This is a genomic window from Gilliamella sp. B2969 (assembly GCF_026536195.1).
GTDB lineage: Bacteria > Pseudomonadota > Gammaproteobacteria > Enterobacterales > Orbaceae > Gilliamella.
Genome location: NZ_JAFNOP010000001.1, coordinates 156,564 through 182,486, shown reverse-complemented (window position 1 = coordinate 182,486; position 25,923 = coordinate 156,564). Strand labels below are relative to the sequence as shown.

General features: G+C 35.4%; 25 protein-coding genes. 4 read left to right on the top strand and 21 right to left on the bottom strand.

Translation table 11 applies throughout. The annotated features are described in order from the left end of the window. Positions 1 to 6 precede the first annotated feature (6 nt). The 12 genes from nrdR to rpsU form a co-directional block, all read right to left on the bottom strand. Complete coding sequence (gene nrdR / locus J3U66_RS00810; protein ID WP_065633897.1) at positions 7 to 459, bottom strand: transcriptional regulator NrdR; 453 nt, start codon at positions 457 to 459, stop codon at positions 7 to 9. 238 nt (positions 460 to 697) lie between these two features. Next, positions 698 to 1,987, bottom strand: coding sequence for a threonine synthase (gene thrC, locus J3U66_RS00805; RefSeq protein ID WP_267333566.1), 1,290 nt, complete (start codon positions 1,985 to 1,987; stop codon positions 698 to 700). 96 nt (positions 1,988 to 2,083) lie between these two features. Beyond that, positions 2,084 to 3,022 (bottom strand): homoserine kinase, encoded by a 939-nt coding sequence (thrB, locus tag J3U66_RS00800; RefSeq protein WP_065633899.1) that lies wholly within the window; start codon positions 3,020 to 3,022, stop codon positions 2,084 to 2,086. After that, a complete protein-coding gene (thrA, locus tag J3U66_RS00795; protein ID WP_267347580.1) occupies positions 3,023 to 5,479 on the bottom strand; it encodes a bifunctional aspartate kinase/homoserine dehydrogenase I in 2,457 nt (818 codons plus the stop codon). It lies immediately after the preceding gene. Between the two features lie 346 nt (positions 5,480 to 5,825). Continuing rightward, positions 5,826 to 6,155 carry a hypothetical protein gene (locus J3U66_RS00790; protein ID WP_065633901.1) on the bottom strand — a complete coding sequence of 110 codons (330 nt, stop codon included), beginning with the start codon at positions 6,153 to 6,155 and terminating at the stop codon, positions 5,826 to 5,828. A gap of 140 nt (positions 6,156 to 6,295) precedes the next feature. Then, positions 6,296 to 7,051, bottom strand: a complete 756-nt coding sequence (locus tag J3U66_RS00785) for an SDR family oxidoreductase (RefSeq protein ID WP_267347578.1) — start codon at positions 7,049 to 7,051, stop codon at positions 6,296 to 6,298. Positions 7,052 to 7,234: 183 nt separating this feature from the next. After that, entirely contained in the window at positions 7,235 to 7,687 is a 453-nt protein-coding gene (gene uspA, locus J3U66_RS00780; RefSeq protein ID WP_267333569.1) for a universal stress protein UspA, read from the bottom strand. Between the two features lie 65 nt (positions 7,688 to 7,752). Continuing rightward, positions 7,753 to 9,267, bottom strand: coding sequence for an inorganic phosphate transporter PitA (gene pitA, locus J3U66_RS00775; protein ID WP_267333570.1), 1,515 nt, complete (start codon positions 9,265 to 9,267; stop codon positions 7,753 to 7,755). 68 nt (positions 9,268 to 9,335) lie between these two features. After that, entirely contained in the window at positions 9,336 to 10,307 is a 972-nt protein-coding gene (locus tag J3U66_RS00770) for a bile acid:sodium symporter family protein (protein ID WP_267333571.1), read from the bottom strand. Between the two features lie 65 nt (positions 10,308 to 10,372). Then, positions 10,373 to 12,214 carry an RNA polymerase sigma factor RpoD gene (rpoD, locus tag J3U66_RS00765; protein ID WP_267333572.1) on the bottom strand — a complete coding sequence of 614 codons (1,842 nt, stop codon included), beginning with the start codon at positions 12,212 to 12,214 and terminating at the stop codon, positions 10,373 to 10,375. Positions 12,215 to 12,299: 85 nt separating this feature from the next. Continuing rightward, a complete protein-coding gene (gene dnaG / locus J3U66_RS00760) occupies positions 12,300 to 14,081 on the bottom strand; it encodes a DNA primase (RefSeq protein WP_267347577.1) in 1,782 nt (593 codons plus the stop codon). A gap of 141 nt (positions 14,082 to 14,222) precedes the next feature. Next, positions 14,223 to 14,438 carry a 30S ribosomal protein S21 gene (gene rpsU, locus J3U66_RS00755; protein ID WP_024495180.1) on the bottom strand — a complete coding sequence of 72 codons (216 nt, stop codon included), beginning with the start codon at positions 14,436 to 14,438 and terminating at the stop codon, positions 14,223 to 14,225. 185 nt (positions 14,439 to 14,623) lie between these two features. Between rpsU and hemB the strand changes: the two genes are divergently transcribed. The 3 genes from hemB (at position 14,624) to J3U66_RS00740 (ending at position 17,763) form a co-directional block, all read left to right on the top strand. Continuing rightward, positions 14,624 to 15,634, top strand: a complete 1,011-nt coding sequence (hemB, locus tag J3U66_RS00750; protein ID WP_267333574.1) for a porphobilinogen synthase — start codon at positions 14,624 to 14,626, stop codon at positions 15,632 to 15,634. A 301-nt stretch (positions 15,635 to 15,935) separates the two neighbouring features. Continuing rightward, positions 15,936 to 16,706 carry a hypothetical protein gene (locus tag J3U66_RS00745; RefSeq protein WP_267343965.1) on the top strand — a complete coding sequence of 257 codons (771 nt, stop codon included), beginning with the start codon at positions 15,936 to 15,938 and terminating at the stop codon, positions 16,704 to 16,706. A 91-nt stretch (positions 16,707 to 16,797) separates the two neighbouring features. Further along, the gene (locus tag J3U66_RS00740; protein WP_267333576.1) at positions 16,798 to 17,763 is read left to right on the top strand and encodes a hypothetical protein; all 966 of its coding nucleotides are present in this window, start codon (positions 16,798 to 16,800) and stop codon (positions 17,761 to 17,763) included. Between the two features lie 33 nt (positions 17,764 to 17,796). Here J3U66_RS00740 and nudC read toward each other — a convergent pair whose 3' ends face one another. From nudC to epmB, 6 genes are all read right to left on the bottom strand, one after another. Next, on the bottom strand, positions 17,797 to 18,600 hold the full coding sequence (gene nudC / locus J3U66_RS00735) for an NAD(+) diphosphatase (protein ID WP_267347576.1): 804 nt from the start codon (positions 18,598 to 18,600) through the stop codon (positions 17,797 to 17,799). Positions 18,601 to 18,660: 60 nt separating this feature from the next. After that, positions 18,661 to 20,289 carry a membrane protein insertase YidC gene (gene yidC, locus J3U66_RS00730; RefSeq protein WP_267333578.1) on the bottom strand — a complete coding sequence of 543 codons (1,629 nt, stop codon included), beginning with the start codon at positions 20,287 to 20,289 and terminating at the stop codon, positions 18,661 to 18,663. Beyond that, positions 20,289 to 20,612 (bottom strand): membrane protein insertion efficiency factor YidD, encoded by a 324-nt coding sequence (gene yidD / locus J3U66_RS00725; protein ID WP_323849495.1) that lies wholly within the window; start codon positions 20,610 to 20,612, stop codon positions 20,289 to 20,291. Before yidD ends, yidC begins: the two co-directional genes overlap by 1 nt. After that, a complete protein-coding gene (rnpA, locus tag J3U66_RS00720; RefSeq protein WP_267333579.1) occupies positions 20,579 to 20,935 on the bottom strand; it encodes a ribonuclease P protein component in 357 nt (118 codons plus the stop codon). The genes yidD and rnpA overlap by 34 nt, the downstream gene beginning before the upstream one ends. A gap of 11 nt (positions 20,936 to 20,946) precedes the next feature. Continuing rightward, complete coding sequence (gene rpmH, locus J3U66_RS00715) at positions 20,947 to 21,087, bottom strand: 50S ribosomal protein L34 (protein ID WP_025314679.1); 141 nt, start codon at positions 21,085 to 21,087, stop codon at positions 20,947 to 20,949. Positions 21,088 to 21,430: 343 nt separating this feature from the next. Beyond that, a complete protein-coding gene (gene epmB, locus J3U66_RS00710) occupies positions 21,431 to 22,456 on the bottom strand; it encodes an EF-P beta-lysylation protein EpmB (RefSeq protein WP_267333580.1) in 1,026 nt (341 codons plus the stop codon). Positions 22,457 to 22,489: 33 nt separating this feature from the next. Here epmB and efp point away from each other — a divergent pair, with 33 nt between their 5' ends. Next, entirely contained in the window at positions 22,490 to 23,056 is a 567-nt protein-coding gene (efp, locus tag J3U66_RS00705; RefSeq protein ID WP_065633915.1) for an elongation factor P, read from the top strand. A gap of 138 nt (positions 23,057 to 23,194) precedes the next feature. Here the strand turns inward: efp and trmL are convergent, their stop codons facing one another. From trmL to J3U66_RS00690, 3 genes are read right to left on the bottom strand one after another with little or no spacing between them, the layout of a single operon-like run. After that, positions 23,195 to 23,680, bottom strand: a complete 486-nt coding sequence (gene trmL, locus J3U66_RS00700) for a tRNA (uridine(34)/cytosine(34)/5-carboxymethylaminomethyluridine(34)-2'-O)-methyltransferase TrmL (RefSeq protein WP_065633916.1) — start codon at positions 23,678 to 23,680, stop codon at positions 23,195 to 23,197. 12 nt (positions 23,681 to 23,692) lie between these two features. After that, on the bottom strand, positions 23,693 to 25,072 hold the full coding sequence (gene cpxA, locus J3U66_RS00695) for an envelope stress sensor histidine kinase CpxA (protein WP_267333650.1): 1,380 nt from the start codon (positions 25,070 to 25,072) through the stop codon (positions 23,693 to 23,695). 35 nt (positions 25,073 to 25,107) lie between these two features. Further along, positions 25,108 to 25,827, bottom strand: a complete 720-nt coding sequence (locus tag J3U66_RS00690; RefSeq protein ID WP_267333581.1) for a response regulator — start codon at positions 25,825 to 25,827, stop codon at positions 25,108 to 25,110. Between the last annotated feature and the right edge of the window lie 96 nt (positions 25,828 to 25,923).

Sequence of the window (25,923 nt, the reverse complement as noted above, 5' to 3'; positions counted from 1 at the left end):
GGGTCATTATTTTTGTTGTAATTTAGCAATTTCATTACTAAATTGTTCTATATCATCAAAACTAAAATAAACTGATGCAAAACGTATATAAGCGACTTTATCGAGGTTTTTTAACTCTTCAATAACGTAACTACCAATTAATTTTGCTGGCACTTCACGTTCACCGGTAGCTCTGATTTTTGATTTTATGCGCGTAATTGCATCTTCGATCGCATCAAAGCTAACTGGGCGTTTTTCTAGCGCTCGTTTTATTCCATTACGCAACTTATCTTCATTAAATGGTTCTCGAACTTTATTGCTTTTAATCACATTAGGCATAATTAATTCAGCCACTTCAAATGTGGTAAAACGCTCATTGCACTCAACACATTGACGACGACGACGGACTTGATAACCTTCACCAACAAGACGCGAATCAATCACCTTTGTATCATCTGCATTACAAAACGGACAGTACATAACAATATCCTTATAATGGCCTAATTGATATTACAATAGCTGAAAATAGTGATTTAAACAAGATATGTCTAAACAGCAAAATAAATACTATTGAATTGGTGTTTACTAAAATAATGTATATGTGATTGAATGTAAAAATCGTGAGGATAAATTTAATAGCAAAATAAATAACTGAAATTAGCTAAACCATATTTGATGATAAAGAATAATCCGCCACCGATTGGCAGCGGAACTAATTTTACCAAGATAAATTAATTAAAAAATCACGTAATTTGGCGAAATCATTTGGCATATGATGCGAAAGTAGTGTCATATCTGCACGTTCAGCTAATGCTTTAGGCAGTGGAATTGATTTACCAAGAATATCTTCAACCACCTCTTTAAATTTTGCTGGATGAGCCGTACCTAAAAACAATCCATATTCACCTGCTTGCAGCTGATCACGTAATGCCCGATAAGCAATCGCGCCATGAGGCTCAGACAAATAACCTTTTTTATCTAATTCTCTTACCGTTTGTGAAGCGACTTCATCAGACACCGCCGCATGCCCAAGTGATTTTAACACCCAGCCTTCGCGACGATAAATCTCTTCAATACGAGGCCAGTTATTCGGTTGACTCACATCCATAGCATTAGAAAGCGTAGCAACTGTTGCATGAGGCTCCCACTTTCCAGTTTCTAAATAGCGTGGCACCGTGTCGTTTGCATTCGTTGCAGCAATAAAACGTTTAATTGGTAACCCCATTGTTTTAGCCAATAAACCGGCTGTTAAATCACCAAAGTTACCACTAGGTACTGAAATCACTAATTGTTGACGTTGCGCTGGTGTCAGTTGAGCATAAGCTTCAAAATAGTAACAAATTTGTGCCAGTAAACGACTGATGTTAATCGAATTTGCAGAATTTAATCCAATTAGTGCTTTTAACTCTTCATCATCAAATGCTTTTTTAACTAAGGCTTGGCACGCATCAAAGTCACTTTTAATAGCGATAGTATGAATATTATCGCCCAAGGTGCAAAATAGCTTTTCTTGTAATGGACTAATTTTTCCTTCGGGATATAAAATGACAACACGAATATTAGGTAAATGATAAAAAGCATGCGCCACTGCGGCACCTGTATCACCCGAAGTTGCTGTTAATATCGTAATTTGTTTATCCGCAGCCACTTGCACTAACGCTTGTGCCATAAAACGTCCACCAAAATCTTTAAACGCAAGTGTTGGACCATGATATAACTCTAATGAACCAATATCTGCTTCAACCGATTTGACCGGCGCTGGAAATTGAAAAGCATTATTAACTAATCGATACATATCATCCTGACTAATTTCATCGCCAATAAACGCCGATAAAATTTTGGCGCTACGAGTTATAAAATCCAGTTTTAATAATGCTTCAATTTCATTTTCAGAAAATTTTGGTAATTCTTGCGGGAAAAATAGACCTTGCCCTCTTCCTAATCCTTGTTGCACAGCTTGGGAAAAGCTAACTTGCTGCGAATGATCTTTCAAATTGTACAATTTCATAATATGTTCCAGTTATATTTATGCTGTAATAATTTATTCGTTTTATTATCTATCAACCAAAAAAATAATTTTTTCAATTACGCTTTTTATAGGATTTTAAATAACTCTTGCACCTTGTGTATCTATTTTACAGATATGGGTAAAACCTTCATCATTTTGTAAATAATCACTTTTGAGTAATGCTTCAATTTGCTGAGCAATTTCAAGTTTATCAGCAATGACAAACATTGTTGGACCCGAACCCGAAATACCCGATGCTAACGCACCCAGCTGTTTAACACGTTTTTGCGTCTGATCAAAGTTAGGTAGTAACTGTTTACGATAAGGTTCAGCAATATTATCAACCAACATTGCCGCTGCTAATTTTGGTTGCTGAGTATAACAAGCATGCAAAAATCCACCTACATAGCGACCATGCGCAACACAGTCAGCTTTTTGATACTGAGCAGGTAAAATCGCACGCGCTTCAGCTGTCGACACTTTAATCCCCGGGTAAGCCATTACCCAGTACCAATCGTTAAAGTGCGGAATCGACTCACTGATTGTCCCGATTTCATCAATAATAAGTTGTAAACCACCTAAATAACAAGGCGCTACATTATCATAATGTACACTACCTGAAATTCGACCTTCAAGTTCACCCATCATTGACAACATTTGAAACTCGTTAAACGGTTTATCAAAAAATTCATTTAAAGCAACAAAAGCGCCAACGACAGAACAAGCACTAGAACCTAAACCAGAACCAATTGGCATATTCTTTTCAAGGGTCATATGCACGGGTAACGTTTTACCCATAGCTTGGCAAAATCGTTGCCAACATTGATAAACGATATTGTATTTTGGATCGCGCGGTAATTTTTTTACAAATTGCCCTTTACTGGTAAGAGTAAATTCTTCAGCGGGCGCAACAGTAATACAATCACCTAGCATCGCCCCACTAATGGGGTGAATTGCCGCACCTAAAATATCAAAACCTACACTAATATTTGCCATTGATGCTGGTGCATAAACCGTTAAAGATTGCTGTTTCATTTAGCCTCCAATCTTGCCTGATGTCGTACGTAAAATATCAGCAAAGACACCGGCTGCAGTTACATCATTGCCTGCACCATAACCCCGTAATACCAGTGGAATAGGTTGATAATAACGGGTATAAAATGCCAAGGCATTCTCGCCATTTTTCACTTTGTAAAGTGGATCATCACTATCAACAGCTTCGATTTTAACGCTACATTGATTATTTTCGATACTACCAACATAACGTAATACTTTACCTTGTTTTGCTGCTTGCTCGGCTTTTAATTTAAACTCAGCATCAAGTTGCGGTAATTTAGTCATAAATTCATCCACATTACCTTGTGCATATTGTTCTGGTAAAACGGATTCAACATTAATTTGATCAAGCTCAAGCTGCAAACCCGCTTCTCTGGCTAGAATCAATAATTTTCTTGCCACATCGGTACCTGATAAATCATCACGAGGATCGGGTTCAGTAAAACCTTTTTCTTTAGCAAGTTTTGTTGCTTCAGATAGTGACATACCCTCATCAAGCTTACCAAAAATAAAGGATAATGAACCAGACAATATACCTGAAAATCTAATTAGCTCATCACCGGCATTAAGTAGATTTTGTAAATTTTCAATAACAGGGAGTCCTGCCCCAACATTGGTATCATATTGGAATTTACGTTTACTTTTTGCGGCTTCTTGACGTAAACGTAAATAGTAAGCCATTGAACTGGTATTAGCCTTTTTATTTGGCGTAACAACATGGAATCCATTAGCCAAAAAGTCAGCATATTTATCAGAAACTTCACTGCTTGATGTACAATCAACTAAAATTGGATTGAGTAATCGGTTATTCTTAGCAAATTCAATTATGCTATCTAAAGTATAGCTTGTTTCACTCTGTTTTATTTGCTCTCGCCAATTTGTCAGATTGATGCCATCTCGATTAAGTACACCGTGCTTAGAGTTAAATAACCCGCAAACATGCAGATCAACTTGTTTATTTTTGAGCCACTTTTGTTGTCGCTCAATTTGATCAATAAGCGCACCACCCACGCCGCCAACACCAATTACAAAAACATCCAGCATTTTATCGGTACCAAATAACATTTGATGAGTAACTCTTACGCCCATCACTGCAACATCATTATCAACTACAACCGAAATTGAGCGCTCGGATGAACCTTGAGCAATGGCAACAATATTAATATTGGCGCGAGCCAATGCTGTAAAGAAATTAGCAGAAAGTCCACGTAAAGTGCGCATTCCATCACCCACAACTGAAATAATCGCTAGTTTTTCGATGACTTCAATTGGCTCTAATAATCCATCTTTTAATTCTAAATAAAATTCATCACCTAATGCTTCTTCTGCTCGATAGAGCTCTGCTTGTGGTACACAAAAGCTAATACTATATTCTGAGGAAGATTGAGTAATGAGAACAACAGAAATACCCGCGTAAGACATAGCCGAAAAAACACGCGCCGACATACCAACCATACCTTTTAAGCCTGGGCCTGATACGTTAATCATCGCCATATTATTTAAATTAGTGATGCCTTTTACTGGGGTTGTTGAATCAACAACATTTGCACCGATGAGTGTGCCGGGTGCATCTGGGTTATTGGTATTTTTAATTAAACATGGGATTTGGAATTGTGCAATCGGCAAAATGGTTCTAGGGTGAAGCACTTTAGCACCAAAATAAGACAGTTCCATCGCTTCTTGATAAGACATGGTTTTAAGCAATTTAGCATCTGGCACAATTCGCGGATCACAGGTATAGACGCCATCTACATCGGTCCAAATTTCACAACAACTTGCACGCAAACAGGCGGCTAATACTGATGCGGAATAATCTGAACCATTACGACCAAGCACAACAAGTTCGCCTTTATCATTCCCAGCGGTAAAACCTGGCATTAAAATAATATGATCTTGTGGAATATGCATTTCGCTAATGCGATGTGAGGATTCTGCTATATCGACGGTAGATTCTAGATAACCGCCTTCAGCAATGAGCATTGCGACAGGATTAATTACTGTGACTAAGTGCCCTTTTGCCTTGAGCAACTCTTGCATGATAGCAATTGATAGTTTTTCGCCTCGGCAAATAATTGAAGCGTTAATGCTATCTGGACATTGCCCTAATAAACGAATGCCTTCTAATAATTGCTTGATATTATTTAATTCATCTAAAGCAAAACTTTTCATTTTATCGTAGGCAAAATTAGGGTGTTTTTTTGCGATACCGGCTAATAGATCAGCAAATATTTTTTCAGCATCATAAATATTATTCTGTATATCTTGCCCTGCTACGGTTTTTTCAACCATCGCAACCAGATGATTAGTAATCTTAGCTGGTGCAGATAAAACTGTTGCAGTTTGTTCTTGCTTAGCATTATTTTCAATAATTTCTGCAACTCGCAAAAAACGTTCTGCGTTAGCGACAGAGGTCCCGCCAAATTTCAAAACTTTCATATCACACCTTTACTTATTATCCTAATTTATGCCAATTAAAATTCAAAATACCCGTTTACCTAAACCACTGAATAGTTTTTGAAAACAGGCGTATCATTTTGAACTATATTATTTTTTTCAAATGCCTATTTTTAAGGTTCTTGAACATGTTTTATATAAACTAAAAACCCGCTTTTTTCAGCGGGTTTTTTATATTTTTTTAAGGAAAAATCAACCCGCCCTATAGTGAATAATAGTGCCTAAGGTGCCAATAATGCCTGAAATGATCATTAACATTGTCATCATTTTTCCTAATTAGTTTTTACTCTAAACAAAACAGCCCGACACTTTCATGTCAGGCTGTTATTTAAAATACTTTTTTGCTATTTTCGTACTCATTAACTACCTTATTCAAAGCTTGATAAAGAGTTTTAGCGTCTTGTTTTTTTAACGCTTCATCAAGAATATTAAGATAAGATAGCATAACTTTTTGATTCTCTTCGGCGAATTTTGGTGAAACTTCCTGATCTTCATATAACATGACATAAGTACGCGCAAAACCAAAGATCAAAAAATAAACTGAAGCATTGTTTGGATCTTCTTGAATCAATGTACGCATAGCTTTACGCAGTTTTACATAACTATCTGTACCCGGCAAGCTTGTCGCAAATGTTTTCGTTACTTCAGTAAATGTCATTACCATTAACCTCAATCAAAATTACAAGGGAAAAGGATAGCAATCCATTGACAGAAGTGCAAGTCTATTTTGTTAACCATATCTATTTTTTTAACATTAAACCGCGTCGATATTGTTTATTCAATATCGACGTCAATTATCTATTTAGTTTCTTTATAAACGACTAATCCAGCAGAAGCTTGAGCAACTGGCATAATTTCGAGTGCATTGACATTAAAATGTGTTGGTGTGTTAACCAGCCATGAAACAGTGTTAGCAATATCTTCAGGTGTTATATAGTCAACCCCTTCATACACGGCTGCTGCTTGTTCATCATTACCATGAAATCTGACATTAGAAAATTCAGTCCCACCACACAATCCAGGCTCTATATTTGTGACTCTAATTTTTTTGCCTAACAAATCTGTACGTAAATTCGCACTAAATTGTTTAACAAAGGCTTTTGTTGCGCCATAGACATTTCCACCTTTGTAAGCATAAGTCCCTGCGACAGAGCCAAGATTAATTATGTAACCAAAGTTTCGTTCAACCATGCCAGGTAAAAGATGGTGAGTCAAATGAATTAAGCCAACTATGTTAGTTTGAACCATTGTTTCCCAATCTTCATAATTAGCTTGATAAGCGGGTTCTAATCCCAAGGCTAATCCTGCATTATTTATTAAAATATCGATAGGTTGAAACTCTTTAGGCAATTGTAACAAGATTGATTCTACGGCATCTTTTTTAGTGACATCTAAAGGCAATGCACAAAAATTAGCACCTAATTCTTCTGCTAACTTTTGTAATTTATCTGCGCGCCTTGCCACACCAATGACTTTATATCCATCATCAATCAATTTACGACAAATAGCCTGACCAAATCCAGAAGAGGCACCGGTAACTAATGCGATATTCATAATAAATCTCCTTATATTCTAAATATTAAATCTGAGTATATTCTTTAAATTATTAAATGAATAGACAAAAAGTGGCAATTAAATAAATAGATTAAGCCGTATTTTTAAAAAAATTTGTTTAAGATAAAAGGATTGTTAAAATATAAAAAAACCCGCTAGTTAAGCGGGTTGATATTTAGCGGTTCATTTGGCTGTTTCTTCAGAAGGCTCTTCATCTTTTAGAGGAACTATCAATGTATCAATATGGGTATTGTTGATAAGCTGACGAGCAGAAGACATTAACTTGCTCCAAAAGTCTTGGTGGTGACCACAAACGACCAAATCAATACTATATTCATGAATAGCTTCAATTAAGACTTGACCAAACTCGCCATTTCCAGAAAGAGTATGTGCAATCGGGTATCCAGCATCATCGGCTAATTTATTCAATGCAAGATGCGCATCTTCAGTAATACGATCTTTCATATCATTCATATTGATATCAACTAAACCAGTGTAAAGATCTGAATAGTTAATACCAACATGAATTAAGGATACTTGAGCATTATATGGTCTAGCCATAGAGACTGCTTTTTCGACAAGAACCTCACTTTCAGGTGATAAGTCAACTGCGACTAATATATGTTTATAAGCCATGATACTTTACTCCTTCTTATTGTTAACGTCCTAGTTAAGTTAAAATCAGTACTCTATTTTTACTACTAAATTAATTTTTGAGCAAGCCAAAAAAGTGAGCCAGATAACAAAATCGATATTGGTAGGGTTAATATCCAAGTTAATGCAATATTTTTAATCGTTTTACTTTGCACACCACCACCATCAACGATCATTGTACCTGCAACAGAGGAAGAAAGTACTTGAGTAGTTGAAACTGGCATACCGGTATAACTCGCAATACCAATAGATAATGCGGTAGTAATTTGTGCTGATACGCCTTGTGCGTAAGTCATACCTTTTTTACCAATTTTTTCACCAATAGTAATAGCGACACGTCGCCAACCAATCATTGTTCCAACCGCTAATGCAGACGCTACAGCAATAATTATCCAAATTGGTGCGTATTCAATAGTTTTAAGTAAATCATCATTTAATGATTTTAAATATTGTTTATCTTGTGAAGAGACATTGGGTTGCTTAGCCACGTGAGAAACCGTATCAGATAAGCATAATAATATACGTCGGGTTTGTGAACGTTGCTCGACGGTTAAGGATTCATAATCATTAATTTTATTGAATAAATTATTAGCAATGCCTAAAGTGATAAATGAACGGGAATAATCACAATGGTACTTATTCAGGTCGCCTTCAGGAATACTAGTATCTAAAGCGGGTTGTTTACCAATAACATTCATCAGATCATCATTATGTGTTACAAAGTACTCTTGAATATTATGAATCGCATTACGGGTATTGGTAATTTCATAAGTAGATGCGCCCATATTAACAATAAACCCAGCAGGAGCAATGCCCATTAAGACCAGCATTAATAAACCAATACCTTTTTGCCCATCGTTAGCGCCATGTGAAAAACTTACACCAGCGGCAGATATAATAAGCATTATGCGGATCCAGAATGGTGGTTTTTTCTTACCGTAAAGTTTTTCACGTTGTTCTGGCGTCATAAAGATACGTTCACGTTTTTTACTGCTTTTTTTACTTTGGCTTTTACGAGTCCAATACTTTCGCAGTAAAAAAATCATTAATCCTGCAAGCACAAGCCCAACAACAGGAGAAATAATTAAGGACAAGAAGATTTGTAACATTTTCGGAATATTTAATGCATCAATAATTGAGGTATCCATAATAAATGCATTTGCAATTGCCACACCAATAATTGAGCCTATCAGCGTATGTGAACTCGATGCTGGAAGCCCAACATACCAGGTACCTAAATTCCAAAGGATAGCGGCAAATAGAATAGAAAACACCATCGCAAGCCCATGTAATGAACTTACATTAAGCAATAAATCAGTTGGTAATAGGTGCACTATAGCATAAGCGACACTAAGACCACCGAGCAAAACACCAAAAAAATTAAACATACCTGCCATAAAAACGGCAAGCTGTTCTTTTAATGCTCTAGTATAAATGACTGTTGCAACCGCATTAGCTGTATCATGAAAGCCATTAATTGCTTCATAAAAAAGCACAAAAAATAGCGCCAAAACTAGTAATACAATGGTGGAAAATTCTAAATCAGCAAATAGATGTAACATAATATATCTTTCTGTTGTTAATAGCGCTTCTATTATCCTTGAGAATTAAGCAATGAGCAAAACAATTTTTATATTTTTCGTTTGGCATAGCGAGCAGCTAATACTGCACAAATCATTAATTGAACTTGGTGAAAAATCATCAATGGTAAAATCATTATTCCCATAACAGAAATAGGAAAGATAACGCTTGCCATAGGAATACCACTTGCTAGACTTTTTTTCGAACCACAAAACACAATGGTGATTTCATCTTCTTTATTAAAACCAAGCAACCGTGAACCATACGTAGTAATAAGTAATACAATGGTTAATAACACAATTGAATAGAAAATTATTTGTACCAGTGATAGTAAGCTAATTTCTGACCAAATACCATTTGCCACCGCATCACTAAAAGCAACATAAACCACCAATAAAATCGAAATACGATCAGTTTTAGAAATGACACTTTTATATTTATCTACCCATTTACCAATAAAACGTCTGGATAAATGACCAAGAATAAAAGGTAACATTAGCTTTAACATAATAGATGAAATTGCATCAAGCATACTCATAGAGCCTGATGATTGTGTATTCATTAATAAACCCACTAATATTGGAGTAATAAATACACCCAATAATGTCGATGCCGATGCACTACAAATGGCAGCAGCGACATTGCCTCTTGCGATTGAAGTAAACGCAATTGCAGATTGCACGGTTGCAGGTAATACACAAAGGTAAACAAATCCTTGATAAAGTTCTTGTGATAAAAAAGTGGGGACTAAAAAATGCATCATTATTCCCAGTACAGGAAAAATGATAAAAGTAGTGCTAAAAATGAATAGATGTAAACGCCAATTTTTTATGCCAGTTATGATGGCATCTAATGAAAGTTTTGCGCCATGCATAAAAAAAAGCAAACCAATTGCAAAGGTGGTCAAGTATTGAAACACAACTTTTGTTTGCCCTTCACAAGGAAAAAAGCTAGCTGTGATAACAACACAAATCAGTGTTAGCAAAAAAGGATCAATTTTAAAACGTTGTAGTATATTCATGGCGTTGAGTATAGTAAGTCAAAAAAAATCGCCACAAAAGTGGCGATATAAATGGGTAAAAATAATTATTCTAAGAAGCTACGAAGTACGTCAGAACGACTAGGGTGACGTAGTTTACGTAAAGCTTTAGCTTCAATTTGACGAATACGTTCACGTGTTACATCAAATTGTTTACCAACTTCTTCAAGCGTATGATCGGTATTCATATCAATACCAAATCGCATACGTAATACTTTCGCTTCTCTTGGCGTTAATCCAGATAAGATATCACGTGTTGCACTTCGTAAACTTTCAGAAGTTGCCGCATCCAATGGTTGCTCAAGTGCAGTATCCTCGATAAAGTCACCTAAATGTGAATCTTCATCATCACCAACTGGTGTTTCCATCGAAATTGGCTCTTTAGCAATTTTGAGTACTTTACGGATTTTATCTTCCGGCATTTGCATACGCTCTGATAACTCTTCCGGTGTTGGTTCACGCCCTATTTCTTGTAACATTTGACGTGAAATACGATTCAATTTATTAATGGTTTCGATCATATGAACCGGAATACGAATTGTTCTTGCTTGGTCAGCAATTGAACGAGTGATTGCTTGTCTAATCCACCATGTTGCATAGGTTGAAAATTTATAACCACGTCGATATTCGAACTTATCAACTGCCTTCATCAAACCAATATTACCTTCTTGAATAAGATCCAAGAATTGTAATCCACGATTGGTATATTTTTTCGCAATAGAAATTACCAAACGTAAATTGGCTTCTACCATCTCTTTTTTAGCACGACGAGCTTTCGCTTCACCAATCGACATTCGTCGATTAATATCTTTAATTTGCTCTATCGAAAGATTGGTTTCAATTTCGATTTGCTGTAATAAGTTAATTTCAGCTTGGATGGGTTCTTCAAACTCTTTTAAGCTTGCCGCAAAAGCACCTTTAGCAGTTAATGCTTTATTGAACCAGCTCATATTATTTTCATTGCCAGTAAAATGCGTCATAAATTGCTTTTTCGGCATTTTGCATTGCTCAACACAGATCTTCATAATCGCACGTTCATGCGCTCTGACACGATCCATCATACTTCTCATATTGTTAACAAGAATATCAAATTGCTTGCCAACTAAACGGAATTGTTTAAATATTTCAGATAGATTTTCGATCTCTTGTTGTGCTTTTTTATGCGCACGACCATACTTTTTGATCGCTTCAGATGTTTTATCATGCTGTTCTTTTAATTCAGCAAATTTAGCTCTAGCAACTTCAGGATCGATAGATACATCATCATCGGCTGAAGAGTCTCCCTCTTCTTCTTCGTTTTCATCATCGCTATCATCAAGCTCAATTTCTGCTTCACTGTCTTCAAGTTCTTCAGGTAACTCTTCTGTTGACTCTTCAGCATTAGGATCCACAAAACCGGTAATGAGGTCAGATAAACGAACTTCACCACTTTCAATTAGATTATATTGTTCTAAAAGATAAGTGATAGCTTCTGGGTATTCTGATACCGAAGTTTGAACTTGGTTAATCCCATCTTCAATGCGTTTTGCTATGTCAATTTCGCCTTCGCGAGTTAATAGTTCAACCGCACCCATTTCACGCATATACATACGCACAGGATCAGTTGTTCGACCTATTTCTGACTCAACATTTGATAATACTAATGCTGTTGCCGCTTCTACCGCTTCTTCATCAGGGACATTATCTGAAAGTAACAACTCATCAGAATCTGGGGCTTCTTCTAATACCTGAATCCCCATGTCATTAATCATTTGGATAATATCTTCAATCTGATCTGAATCAATAATTTCTTCTGGCAAGTGATCGTTGACATCAGCATAGGTCAAGTATCCTAGCTCCTTACCTCGGATGATCAGGAGTTTTAACTGTGATTGAGAATTTTGCTCCATAAAAGGTGTCCACATTTAGTTATTCGGTCATGTATATTGTATAGGTATAACTTAAAAAGTTTTATATTACCTATACCCAGTATATTTAGTCTTTTTTTGATAAAACAAGTATAAGCGTCGCTAATTCTTTTTTCTCTGCAGTACTTAAGCCTGAGACTCTCTCTTTTGCGATAAGTTCATCTTGTCTTTGGGTGAGTATATTATCATACAACTCTTTTAAAGTATGAGAAAAAATTGAGCTTACTTCCTCATCTTGATAATGGTACTCAAATGTTGCCAACCGGTTTAATTGCTTATAAAACGGTCTATTAATACATTCAGTCAATATCTGTGCAGTAGTTATATTTGGGTAACGCTGGCATAATTCAAGCAATTCAATAAAAATATCAATACCAGCTAATTTAACTTGGCGCATAACTGCAATATCAGTCACTTGTTTGGCAAGATTCGGATATTGAATCAATAAACCAATCAAAATACGCATAGTGGTTAATTTCATCTGAGATGCAGGTGCTATCTCAGTCACTTTATCTTCGCTTTTTTGACGACTTGTCGACATTAATTGCTCTATTTGAGTTACATCAAGTAACCCCAAATAACGCCCAAGTTGTTGCAATAAATTTAATCGAAACGCTTTGGCTTTAATTTGATCTAACAGAGGAATCGCTAAAGAACTTAATTTTGCTTTTCCCTCTGCTGTTTTCAAATCAACTTGTTTAAGCAATTCATCAAATAAGAATTCAGATAAAGTTGGCGCAGTTTTCAGATAATCTTCAAATCCATCTTTACCAACTTTACGTACAAAACTATCAGGATCTTCATCCTGAGGTAAAAAAACAAAGGTAATTTTTTTACCATCAATCAGGCAAGGTAATAAAACATTCAATGCCCGCCAAGCAGCACTGCGTCCGGCATTATCACCATCATAACAAAATATGACTGAATCGCTTGCTCTAAACAATAATTTGATATGCTCTTCCGACGTCGAAGTACCTAACGCAGCTACCGCATAATCTATACCATATTGTGCTAGCGAAACCACATCCATATAGCCTTCAACAACAATAAGTTTTTCAGGATTTCGGTTGACTTCTTGCGCTTCATAAAGTCCATAGAGTTGAAAACCTTTATGAAAGATTGGTGTTTCGGGTGAATTAATGTACTTCGCCGAATCATTAATGATTGTTCGCCCACCAAATGCAATTACATTACCTTGCCTATCACGAATAGGAAACATAATGCGTCCTCGAAAACGATCATATTGGTTGCCATTATCATTAGTAACTAACATTCCGGCCTGATTATACAATGTTGACTCGGCATTGCTTTTCACTACATTTTGCGAAGTTAAACGCCATTCATTAGGTGCATAGCCAATTTTATATCTAGCGATAATTTCATGATTCAGACCTCGTTGCTCAAGATAATGTTGTGCATCAATCGAGGTAGGTAATGCTAACTGCTGTTGGTAAAAATGAGTGATTTTTGCCATCAGTGTATACAGGTCTTTACGGACATTACGTGATTCAATATGTTTCGCTTGATCATCTTGCTTATTATCCGTATCAGTATAAGGAACACGAATTCCTTGCATACTGGCTAACTCTTCTATCGCTTCAGGAAACGATAAACGATCATATTGCATTAAAAAATTAACAACAGAGCCAGATGCACCACAGCCAAAACAATAGTAAATCTGTTTTTTTTCACTGAGTGAAAAAGAGGCCGTTTTTTCATCATGGAAAGGGCAACAACCAAAGTAGTTATTTCCTTTCTTTTTCATTTTGACGCGTTTGCCGATCACATCAAGAATATTGGTGCGAGCAATCAAATCTAAAATAAAATCGCGAGGAATAAGACCTTTCATGATAAAAATTCAACCGATATCAATGTTGGCATTACACAAAGACAACAAGCCGTATCTATGGGTACGGCTTGTTAAAAATTCTTTATATCAAAAATAGATAAAATTGATTTTTTATATCAATGATAATTTTCTGTATAAATATTAGTATAGACGAGTGCGACGAGCGTTTTCTCTTTCTAATTTTTTAGCATGGCGTTTAACAGCTGCTGCTTTAGCGCGTTTACGAATTGTCGTCGGTTTTTCATAAAACTCGCGGTTACGAACTTCAGCTAAAATTCCTGCTTTTTCACAAGAACGTTTAAAACGACGTAAAGCTACATCGAAAGGTTCATTTTCACGTACTTTAATTACTGGCATGTGCCTCTCACCTCAAATTTGTTTAATATCACAAAGGACTAAAAATTAGTGCGCAATTTTACCTCTAATATAACTATGTTGTAAAGTAAAATATCGAATTATTACGCCATAACAAATTAATTTGCTAATCTCGTAACACAGTCCGATAATAAAGCAATTCTTTACAAAGATAGTTAGGTAGTGTTATGTCATTATTTTTTACTGGTCAATATCCGCAACGACGTTTACGTCGCAATCGTTATCAGGATTTTAGTCGACGTTTAGTTGCTGAAAATCAACTGACAGTTAACGATTTAATTTATCCTGTTTTTATTGTGGAAGGGAAAAACATTACACAGCCCGTTTCATCAATGCCTAAAGTGAATCGTATGAGTATTGACGTCTTATTAAAAGAAGCGCAAGAAATTGCTAAATTAGGTATTCCTGTTGTTTCACTTTTTCCAGCCATTGACCCTGCGCAAAAATCCTTACTGGCTGAAGAAGCTTATAATGAAAATGGATTAGTGCCAAGAGCGATACAGGCTCTAAAGAAGGAAATACCAGAACTTGGCATATTAACAGATGTCGCGTTAGATCCTTATACAACTCATGGTCAAGATGGCATCATTGATGAACAAGGTTATGTACAAAATGACATCTCGGTTGAAACTTTAGTTAAACAGGCATTAATGCAGGCACAAGCAGGTGCAGATATTATAGCACCAAGCGATATGATGGATGGGCGTATCGGCGCTATACGTGATGCATTAGAACAACAGCAATTAGTTAATACACAAATAATGGCCTATTCCGCCAAATATGCATCTAGCTTTTACGGGCCTTTTCGCGATGCGGTGGGTTCTGCCAAAAATATCAAAGGTGGCAATAAAAAAACGTATCAACTTGATCCTGCAAATAGTGATGAAGCACTACAAGAAATCTATCAAGATATTAGTGAAGGGGCTGATATGGTTATGGTAAAACCCGGTATGCCTTATCTTGATATTGTACGGAGAGTAAAAGACAATTTTGCCGTACCGACTTTTGCTTATCAAGTATCCGGAGAGTATGCCATGTTAAGAGCAGCTATTGACAATGGCTGGTTAGATGAAAGAGCAGCCATAATGGAATCGTTACTTTGCTTTAAACGCGCAGGCGCTGATGGCATATTAACGTATTTTGCTAAACAAGTCGCAGAATGGTTAAATCATCAATAATTTTTCAAATTAACTAAAATCGACAATTAGCATTCAAACGTTAATGTCGATTTTACTTGCCGTTATAGGGGTTAAATTAAAGCAACTTACCATTATCAGTACTCAACTACCTTTTTATTTACTTACCAATCTAAAATGCTGTGCATAGGCTCAATTTATTTCTTTGATTACTTGCTAAAGCTGTTTATAACTTTCGTGCATCAGCGAGTTAAATAATGTAAAAAAGTTTAAGGAAAGCTATATGTTTATGTAAAAATCTGATAATATTTAGGCAGATAAGGGATAAGGGAGTAAACAATGAATGATCGATGAACTCATACCACTAGAATTGCATGAGCAGCTAAATGCTTTTCGTCACGATCTAGAAAAAATAACATCTCAACATATTGATGCTTGTCCATTTTGTGGCAAAAATGAATTTTATTTGATTCGCTCCAAACCCACCACAACTTATCGATGTAAAGCGTGTTATAAATATTTTACTGTAGCAGTCAATACACCTTTTAGTCGGCTAACGCCCTTTAATTGGTTAGAAATTATTTTTATTAACCGTATTCAAAATCAAAGCTATAATACCATAGCTAACAATTTAGGATGCTCAGTTGAGAAAGTGATGCGACGAGATCACGCGATGATTGATTATTTAAAATCGCATTATCACGCATTGTATCAATGGTATACCAAAAAACAACAGAGCTGCTTAAATCCGGTTTTGATTAAACAACATAAAGTCGTGAGTGAAAAAATAACAGCTTTGCTCAATGTACAAAACCCAACGTGTATACACTGTGGTTCAACTGATACCACCAAAGTTGGGAGTCGTACTTGTTATCGTTGCAAGCGATGCCGGCATAGTTTTAATATTTTAAACGGCACCAAATTAAATCGTTTGCCTAAACCCGAATTATGGTTGCAGTTTATCGATTTACTTGTTGCTGGCGAAACTAATGCACAACTTGAGAAAAAACTAAAATTAACCGATAACACAATAAGGAGCTGGCGATCAACCTGGTGCACCATGATGAAACAATGGAACTGTGATGCTCTGGCGATCTGGTGTCAAAGCCATTAAAAAGAATAGATGAATTGATGATTTGAAATATTAACAATTGAAACTAAAGAAATAATATCTTTTAAATATTAACATAAATAGAGCCAATAATATGAAAAATTACATAACTTATATCTCCATTTGTTTATTAGGCACCGCATTATTAATAGGCTGTGATGATAAAAAAAATGGCACAACAACCGACACAACAACCAATAAAAGTGTTGAGACTAACAACAATAGCAAAAGTAATACCGATCAAAACACATCTGCTGATACCACAAATACCGTAACGACATCTAATGCGCCTTCAACGGTAAACTCAGATGAACAAATAACCAAACCATCACAACAATCTACCCCAAAATTAACACTCAGTATTATTAACAGCTATCTTTTTCATACTGAACCAGAATTATTACCCAATAATAAACTGATTAAACAACAAAAAATCCAAAGTTCAGCAAAGAGTAATAAAATCATTAACTATAATGCACAAGGTTATGTAGCTAATTACAATTTAGAAGGTCTTCATGGTGAAGTTAATTATGATACAGCTAAATACATTTATGGCATGAACAATACCAAAAATGAATATGATATTACTTTTGATTCAGAAAAAAATATTTTGGGTATGAAAAACAATGATGGTGATATTGTTGCCAGTTCTGAATTTGATGAACAAGGGCATCTGATTGAAACAAATCTATCACATTTCGCCGAAAATAACGTTATTTTCAATAGTAAAATTGTTTATGAAAACGATCGTGTCGAACTCGTGTTGTATAATGCCTATGTACCTGTTGATAACAAAACAAGATTTCCTGTTTTAGCACAAGAAAAAGACATCGTGTACAACGCTAACAATCAACTTGAAAAAACGATTACCAAAACATTTAAATTAGCATCAAATGGTGACATCATTATTAACGATAAGAACCAACAGGAAGTAGAATTAACTGAAACATGTACTTACTCTGATTATAATGAAAACAGCGACTGGACCAAAGCGGTGTGCGTTACTTCAGGTGAAGAATCCAAAACTATTAACTTAACAAGAACAATTGAATATCAATAGACAATATGCCTATTGATATTAACGTGAATATGATTAATTTTCACCAAATTCGTCATATTCACGGCAAAGTACGATAGTATCTTCAATCAACCTTCTTGCTATGGTGCCATATTCCGGAATTTTAGGTAACTCGGTATAGTGATACCAATTAGCGTCGACAAGCTCATTTTTATCAATAGTAATATCACCACTTTGATAATCAGCTAAATAAGCCATCATAAGTGAATTAGGAAAAGGCCAAGGTTGCGATCCGACATAACGAATATTCTTTATTTTGATTTGTGATTCTTCAAATACTTCACGCTCAACGGCCATTTCCATCGTTTCACCAACTTCTGTAAAACCAGCTAATACCGTATATAAATTATCTTGGTTATGTCTGACATGCTTAGCTAATAAAATTTTATTTTTATCGCGAATAGCGACAATAATAGAGGGTGAGATTTGTGGGTAATAGCGCTCTTTACAATTCGCACACATACAGCACCACTCTGTTTTACTGATATACATTTCATGCCCACAATAACCACAAAATTTATGTGAACGATAAAATTCAGATAATTGTACAGCACGACCCGCCATGTTAAATAATGTCTGATCACTATTGCCCAGCAATGGTCTGATTGAACTCATTGAATGGCTCATTTCTTGGCAAATTAACCATGCAGTTTGTCCTTGCCATTCCCCTATCGGCTGAGCAAGTAAATCATTAAAACAGAAATCGTTTGCACGACCGACTGGTACCTCACCATTAGGTAACCATAGTCGTCCATTTTTACTTACAAACCAATAACCGCTTTCGTTACCAGTTAACTTAAATTGTTGCTGAATGTTCATATCAATTACACCAAAAATAACAATTAAAAAGGAGGGTTTTACCCCTCCTTACAATTAATATTATTTCTTTTTCTTTTCGTGAAGTCCCTTTTTCTCAAGTTCCCAGTAAATTATACGTTGCTGAGCAATCGTAAATAAGTTACTTACGATATAGTATAAAACTAAACCTGACGGGAACCATAAGAAGAATACTGTAAAGATTAATGGCATATAAGTCATTAATTTTTGTTGCAATGGATCAGTCACAGGTGTTGGTGACATTTTTTGAATTAAGAACATAGTTCCGCCCATTAACAACGGTAAAATATAGTATGGATCTTGTGCGGATAAGTCATAAATCCAAAGCGCAAACGGTGCATGACGCAGTTCAACAGTATTACCTAACATATAGAACAATGACAAGAAAATCGGCATTTGGATAATTAAAGGTAAACACCCTCCTAATGGATTCACTTTTTCTTGCTTATAAAGTGCCATGGTTTCCATGCTCATTTTTTGTCTATCATCACCATAACGCTCTTTTAAAGCTTGTAAGCGAGGTTGCAGTAACTTCATTTTTGCCATAGAACGATATTGAGCACGCGTTAATGGGAATAAAATACCACGTACAATAAAGGTGATAACAATAATTGAAAAGCCCCAATTACCAATAAAACTATGAATAAATTTTAGTAGATAAAATAGTGGTTGTGATAAGAACCATAACCAACCATAATCGACAACTAAATCTAAGTGATTTGCCGTTTGTTTCAATTGGCTTTGAATTTCTGGACCTAACCATAATTTAGCTGCAATCGATTCTGAGCTACCCGCTTGAATCACTGTCGATTGCCCTTTAAAACCAATTGTTGCTTGTGAATTTTTAGCTGTAGCACGTGAATAAAAAAGATTGCTTTGATCTTGAGCCGGCACCCAAGCTGACGCAAAGTAGTGTTGCAACATTGCAACCCAACCTGTTTGAGTCTCGACCGCTAATGCTTTATCTTTAATATCATCAAAACTGTATTTGCTATAGTTGGTACTAGAGCTTGAGTAAGCAGTACCACGGAACGCACTTAACCCTAAGCCGCCGCCACCTTCAGTTGTTGCATCGTCAGGTAATTTTATAGTTTGTTTTAATTGACCATACATTGAAACTTCAACAGGTGAACCACTTTGGTTGTTAATGTCGTATTGAACGTCGATAGCATAATTACCGCGATGTAAGATGTAGTACTTGGTATAAGTCACACCATTGACTTGATAAGTAAGTGGTACACGTAATTCATCTTGTCCATCAGCTAAAACATATTCTGTTTGCTCAGTTTGATATATCGGACGTTTTGAACCTTGAGAGGCATTATCTGGACCATCTTTACCGGTTAAGCCACTTTCAGCGATATAAATAAAATCAGGTCGTGAAGTCAGTAATTGAAAAGGCGTACCTGAATGTAAAGTCTGCTCATATTTTAATAATTGAGCCGCCTGCACATCACCACCATAGGTATTAATAGTTAGTGACAGCACATCAGATTTTACAGTAATTGTCTTACCTAATGTAAAATCTGTATTGGAATCTTCTTCACTTACCTGCTGAGTTAATTGATTCGTAATCGGCGGTTTAGGTGCATGATCATCTTCCCATGCTCGCCAAATTAAAAAAGATACAAAAAGTAAAACAATGACTAAAATATTACGTTGAGATCCCATTAGTGTTTTTCTCTATTGGTTTTAGTTTTTGGAGGAACAAGATCTTCTCCTCCTTCATGTAAAGGGTGACATTTTAATACACGTTTGACCGTTAGCCAACCACCTTTTATCACTCCAAAGCGTCTTAGTGCAATTATTGCATATTGTGAACATGTTGGCGTAAAGCGGCATTTAGGACCAAATAGTGGGCTTATAATACGCTGATAAAAACGAATAAATAAAATAAAAATGTTAACTATCAAAGTTTTACATGCAATAATGTGCTGTTTTATAATTAATACAATTTTATCTATACGCTTTGTTTTTCGATAATTCGTTGACATAGTTTCTCTAACGTCGCAACAAGTTTTTGATTATCTAATTCTATCGCTGGCGATTTAGCCATCAAAATAAAATCAATATTAGGAAACTGGTGTTGATGGTGACGAAAATACTCTTTCGCTAACCGCTTAATGCGATTACGTTCATGCGATCGTTTGATCTGCTTTTTAGCTATGGCAAAACCTAAACGACAATGGTTTAAAGTATTCTTTCGTGCAACTAAAGTAAGAAATGGCGAACCCGCTCGAACAGATTCTTGGAATACATAATTGAAATCAAAGGGAGTTAGTAAACGTAACTCCCGAGGAAAAGTGAATTTAATCACTCAACTTTAAATCAGCTAGCAACAGTTAAACGAACACGGCCTTTAGCACGACGGCGAGCAAGAACTTGACGACCATTTTTTGTTGCCATACGAGCACGGAAACCGTGAGTTCTATTGCGTTTTAATACTGATGGTTGAAATGTGCGTTTCATGACGATTTATATCCAAATCTAATTTATCAACAAGTTGTAGAGTTTAAACCCTACAGCATTAATTAAAGAGGTCGGAATTATAGAATCTATTTTAGATATCGTCAATGAGATTTTCATAGAGAATTTCATAGATGATACATTATCGTAATATTTTTATCACAATCGTTGGTGGTAAAAAAGATAGCTATTTGCTATAGCGTAAAACAACATTCAAGCCTTATCCATTTTACACATAATACATTATGTCAATATTAGCCTGTTAATAACATAGACAATATGGTTTGGATTAATAACATTTAGCCTAAAAGGTATTTAATCATGATCAAATACCAATAGGAAAACACTAATCATCAACAGCAAGTACGCGCTTACTCTTTTCACCACCAATTTCACGCGCTAACTTAGGTACTAAATAACCCGAGACTTTTTCAGCTAATTGTTTCATTATTTTTTTGGCTTGTTTATCTTCAACTAAAAAATGCGCCGCACCTTGCACTTTATCGAGTAAATGAATGTAATAAGGTAAAATACCGATATCAAAAAGTTTATTACTCAGCTCGGCTAAAATGTCTGCATTATCATTAATTTTTTTTAGTAACACACTTTGATTAAGTACTGTAACCCTATTTTGTTTTAACTGTTTGATTGCATCAGCAACATTATCATCAATTTCATTTGGATGATTGATGTGAGTAACCACGATTATTTGTAAGCGACTTTGCATAAACAATTGACAAAGCGTGGTAGTGATTCTGGAAGGAATAACCACAGCTAACCGAGTATGGATACGTAATCGTTTGATATGGGGAATTTTCGATAACGCATCAATTAAATTAGCCAGTTCGTGATCTTTTGCCATTAATGGATCACCGCCTGAAAGAATAATTTCGTCAAGTTCAGGATGATTAGCGATATAGTCTAGTGCTGCACTAACATTTTTTTTAGTACTTTGGTTATCATAGTAAGGAAAATGTCGTCTAAAACAGTAACGACAATTAATAGCACATGCCGTTTTAGTGATTAAAAGCGCACGATTATGATATTTGTGTAAGAGTCCAGCAATGTCATTATTTTGCTCTTGTAAAGGATCTTCACTATATCCATCAACTTTTAACATTTCGCTGTCACTACAAAGCACTTGCAATAAAAGAGGATCGTCGTTATCACCTTTTTTCATTCTATGAATAAATGCCATGGGGACACGCAGCGGAAATTGTTTTTTCGCCTGTAACATTGATAACGAAATAGCGTTAGGATCCAAATCAAGATAACGATAAAGCTTTTGGATATCGGTTACGACATTAGCAAGATCAAAAATCCAGTCATCTTTGTTTGGTAGTTCAACTTTTTGCTGTATAATATGGCTCATTTTTTGTAATTCAGAATGATAGTTGGAGCTTTTATGGCATCTTATAGTACTAATGAGTTTAAAGCCGGTCTTAAAATAATGCAAGATGGCGAGCCTTGTGTAATAGTTGAAAATGAGTTTTATAAACCCGGTAAAGGACAAGCAATTAACCGCGTTAAAATTAAAAAATTACTTTCTGGTAAAACTGTCGATAAAACATTTAAATCAGGCGAATCAGTTGAAGGCGCTGATGTTGTCGATATGAACTTAACTTATCTATACACTGATGGTGAGTTTTGGCATTTTATGAATAATGAAACATTCGAACAACTATCTGCCGATGCTAAAGCGGTAGGCGATAATGCAAAATGGTTAGTTGATCAAGCAGAATGTATTTTAACTTTATGGAATGGTCAACCTATCGCTGTCACACCACCAAACTTTGTTGAACTCGAAGTTGTTGAAACCGATCCAGGTTTAAAAGGTGATACAGCAGGAACAGGCGGTAAACCAGCAACATTATCAACTGGCGCAGTAGTACGTGTACCACTATTTGTACAGATTGGTGAAGTTCTTAAAATAGACACACGTTCTGGCGAATACGTTTCACGTGTTAAATAATACGGATTTACTTAAACATAAAACTTGTTTTTGTAACATCAATGAATAAAGAGGCCGAATTAAGACCTCTTTATTTTAAATACGCTAACTAATCTCAAATATTCAATTAACTACAACATTTAATCAAACTTTCACTGATTATTTAGCACCAATATAATTCAGCTGACGCCAAGATTCATAAACCACCACCGCAACAGAATTAGATAGATTCATACTACGGCTATTCGCTAACATCGGAATACGAATTTTTTTATCTTGCGGTAAAACATCAAGAATAGTTGCTGGCAAACCGCGTGTTTCAGGCCCAAACATTAAAAAATCATTGGGTTTATAACTCACATCACTATGTGGTTTTTGCCCTTTAGTTGTCAAAGCATAAATCTGAGTAAGCAAATCAATTTGATTACTATCTAAAAAATGATTCAAATTTTTATAACGCTTAACATCAACAAACTCTTGATAATCCAGTCCAGCTCGTCTCAATTTTTTATCATCCCAAAAAAAGCCCATAGGCTCTATAATATGTAAATTGAAGCCGGTATTAGCACAAAGTCGAATAATATTCCCAGTATTAGCTGGAATTTCGGGCTCAAATAAAACAATATTTAATGCAACATTAGACACAACAATATCTCTTTAGTGTTTTTGTTTTTGAATTGGCAATACTATCACAATTCTTAATCCACCTAAGTGACTTTTTTCAGCTTTAATTGTGCCGTTATCTCGTGTAATGGCATTAGAAGCAATAGATAAACCTAAACCAGTCCCGCCCGATTCTCGATCACGGGCCTCACTTGTTCGATAAAATGGTCTAAAAATTTGTTGTAGCTCATTGTCGGCAACCCCTGGACCATCATCATCAATAGTAATGATGATGTCAGCCTGCTGAACAGTAAAACTGACTATAATTTGATGATGAGAATAACGAAAAGCATTACGAATCACGTTTTCAACGGCACTACATAATGCGATGGGATAACATAAAATACCCACATCAGGAAGCGCTTTAGCAATAGAAAAAGTCTTACCAATTTGTTCAGCTTCAAAAGTGGCATTTTCTAACACTGGCTTAAATAATAGATTAATTTGTTTATATTCTCGCACTTCATTATTTTTATATTGTTGTCTTGATAAAGATAATAAATCACCAATCATTGCATCAAGTTTAATCGCTTCATTATTAATTCGATTCACTTCATTACTTTCACCTTGTTTACGACGTAATAAAGAAACAGCTAGCTGTAATCGAGTTAATGGTGTACGTAATTCATGAGAAATATCGGAAAACAAACGTTGCTGTAATTCCTGCATTCGCTTTAACTCTCTTAACATATGGTTAAAACTTGCACCTGTTGCTTTATATTCCGAAGAACCTATCGTTTCAAGTTCTGGCCATTGTTGCAAGTTTCCTTTAGCAACTTCGTCTGCTGCTTGCTTTAAGCGTCTTGCTGGTTTTGCAATACTCCAAGATAGCCATAGTAAAAATGGCGAACTTATTAACATCATGAGAGTTAATAGCAAAAGAGGATGATCAAAAATCAGATTAACAAATTGTGACTGCGCATCTGAGGAAGGTTGTAAAACATACAATCGATATTGATCATTAGCATAGTTAATCAAAAAAGGGCCAATGATTTCTTGTGAGTCATAAATTTTTTTAGCCGGATCTGCAATATTATGTGATATTTCACTAAAGTTTTTAACTAAATCAATATTTTTAGTATCAGCAGTTATAAATTGGTCATTGGGCGTAAGAATGAATAAAAATTGCCCAGGCTTCTGATAATTATCCATCACAACAATAAAACGCATCCACCAACGAAAGCTATCCTTGGGGATATGAGTAAATTCTTGTTCAATTTGATTAGCAAGTATATTACCTGTTTCTCTTTCTCTATTTGCTAAATAAGTCAAATTTCTCGAATCTAAACTCGGCAATAATACAATCAGCGCTAAAAAAAATGCGATAGTGAGTAGGAAGATAGTGAAAATCCGAATAGTTAAACGATCAAAAATCCACATATCACCAACACCTAAATTAAAATATTACGTCAATTTTGTAACAAATCATCATGACTATCAATAACAAACAAATATCCTTTTGAACGTAGCGTTTTGATCCAAGGCAATCCATCGCTACGCGGTGGAAGTTTTTTACGCAAATTAGATACATGTACATCAATCGAACGAGCTAGTGGAATAAACTCTTTACCTAACACAGTTTCGCTCAGCGTATCTCGGGATATTATTTTACCACCATTCTCAAGGAGCTTAAGTAAAACTTGAAACTCAGTGCCCGTTAAATCGATATATTGATCATCATAATAGGCTGATTGCTGTTTACGATTTACGGTAAGTTTATCAACAGTATATTGTAAAGGTAAATTACTATCATCATTTACAATATTATCCCAGCGCGTTCTTCGCAATAATGCATTTATTCTTGCAATGAGTTCCCGATCGTTAAATGGCTTTAAAATATAATCATCAGCACCCAGTTCAAGACCAATAATTTTATCCATTTCATCGTCTTTTGCTGTTAAAAATATAACTGGAACAGTACACTTGCTTCTAAGTTGGGATAACACATTAAGACCATTCAGTTCTGGCATCATTATATCAAGTAGAATCAGATCAAAAGTTGAATCAAACTTTTCTAAAGCTTCTTTACCATTATTTGCTGTTTCAACTTGAAAACCTTCTAATTCTAGTAGTTCGCATAATAATGAGGCGATTTCTGGATCATCATCAACTACAAGCAATTTACTCATTACAATCCTCTTTTATTCATTTATCGCATTTATTTTTTGGATTAAATATAAAATTTGTATTTTCACTCAATTATTATATATGCAAAAAATGATAGT

Coding starts and splice junctions, on each gene's coding strand:
- J3U66_RS00785 (WP_267347578.1), bottom strand. CDS start 7,051: ATGAATATCGCATTAGTTACCGGTGCCTCTTCTGGATTTGGTCAGGCT.
- dnaG (WP_267347577.1), bottom strand. CDS start 14,081: ATGAAAGGTCTTATTCCTCGCGATTTTATTTTAGATTTGATTGCTCGC.
- yidD (WP_323849495.1), bottom strand. CDS start 20,612: ATGTCAACGAATTATCGAAAAACAAAGCGTATAGATAAAATTGTATTA.
- uspA (WP_267333569.1), bottom strand. CDS start 7,687: ATGGCTTATAAACATATATTAGTCGCAGTTGACTTATCACCTGAAAGT.
- epmB (WP_267333580.1), bottom strand. CDS start 22,456: ATGAGCCATATTATACAGCAAAAAGTTGAACTACCAAACAAAGATGAC.
- hemB (WP_267333574.1), top strand. CDS start 14,624: ATGTCATTATTTTTTACTGGTCAATATCCGCAACGACGTTTACGTCGC.
- nrdR (WP_065633897.1), bottom strand. CDS start 459: ATGTACTGTCCGTTTTGTAATGCAGATGATACAAAGGTGATTGATTCG.
- thrB (WP_065633899.1), bottom strand. CDS start 3,022: ATGAAACAGCAATCTTTAACGGTTTATGCACCAGCATCAATGGCAAAT.
- J3U66_RS00790 (WP_065633901.1), bottom strand. CDS start 6,155: ATGACATTTACTGAAGTAACGAAAACATTTGCGACAAGCTTGCCGGGT.
- J3U66_RS00745 (WP_267343965.1), top strand. CDS start 15,936: ATGATCGATGAACTCATACCACTAGAATTGCATGAGCAGCTAAATGCT.
- pitA (WP_267333570.1), bottom strand. CDS start 9,267: ATGTTACATCTATTTGCTGATTTAGAATTTTCCACCATTGTATTACTA.
- J3U66_RS00770 (WP_267333571.1), bottom strand. CDS start 10,307: ATGAATATACTACAACGTTTTAAAATTGATCCTTTTTTGCTAACACTG.
- thrC (WP_267333566.1), bottom strand. CDS start 1,987: ATGAAATTGTACAATTTGAAAGATCATTCGCAGCAAGTTAGCTTTTCC.
- rpoD (WP_267333572.1), bottom strand. CDS start 12,214: ATGGAGCAAAATTCTCAATCACAGTTAAAACTCCTGATCATCCGAGGT.
- J3U66_RS00740 (WP_267333576.1), top strand. CDS start 16,798: ATGAAAAATTACATAACTTATATCTCCATTTGTTTATTAGGCACCGCA.
- nudC (WP_267347576.1), bottom strand. CDS start 18,600: ATGAACATTCAGCAACAATTTAAGTTAACTGGTAACGAAAGCGGTTAT.
- efp (WP_065633915.1), top strand. CDS start 22,490: ATGGCATCTTATAGTACTAATGAGTTTAAAGCCGGTCTTAAAATAATG.
- thrA (WP_267347580.1), bottom strand. CDS start 5,479: ATGAAAGTTTTGAAATTTGGCGGGACCTCTGTCGCTAACGCAGAACGT.
- J3U66_RS00690 (WP_267333581.1), bottom strand. CDS start 25,827: ATGAGTAAATTGCTTGTAGTTGATGATGATCCAGAAATCGCCTCATTA.
- rpmH (WP_025314679.1), bottom strand. CDS start 21,087: ATGAAACGCACATTTCAACCATCAGTATTAAAACGCAATAGAACTCAC.
- rpsU (WP_024495180.1), bottom strand. CDS start 14,438: ATGCCAGTAATTAAAGTACGTGAAAATGAACCTTTCGATGTAGCTTTA.
- yidC (WP_267333578.1), bottom strand. CDS start 20,289: ATGGGATCTCAACGTAATATTTTAGTCATTGTTTTACTTTTTGTATCT.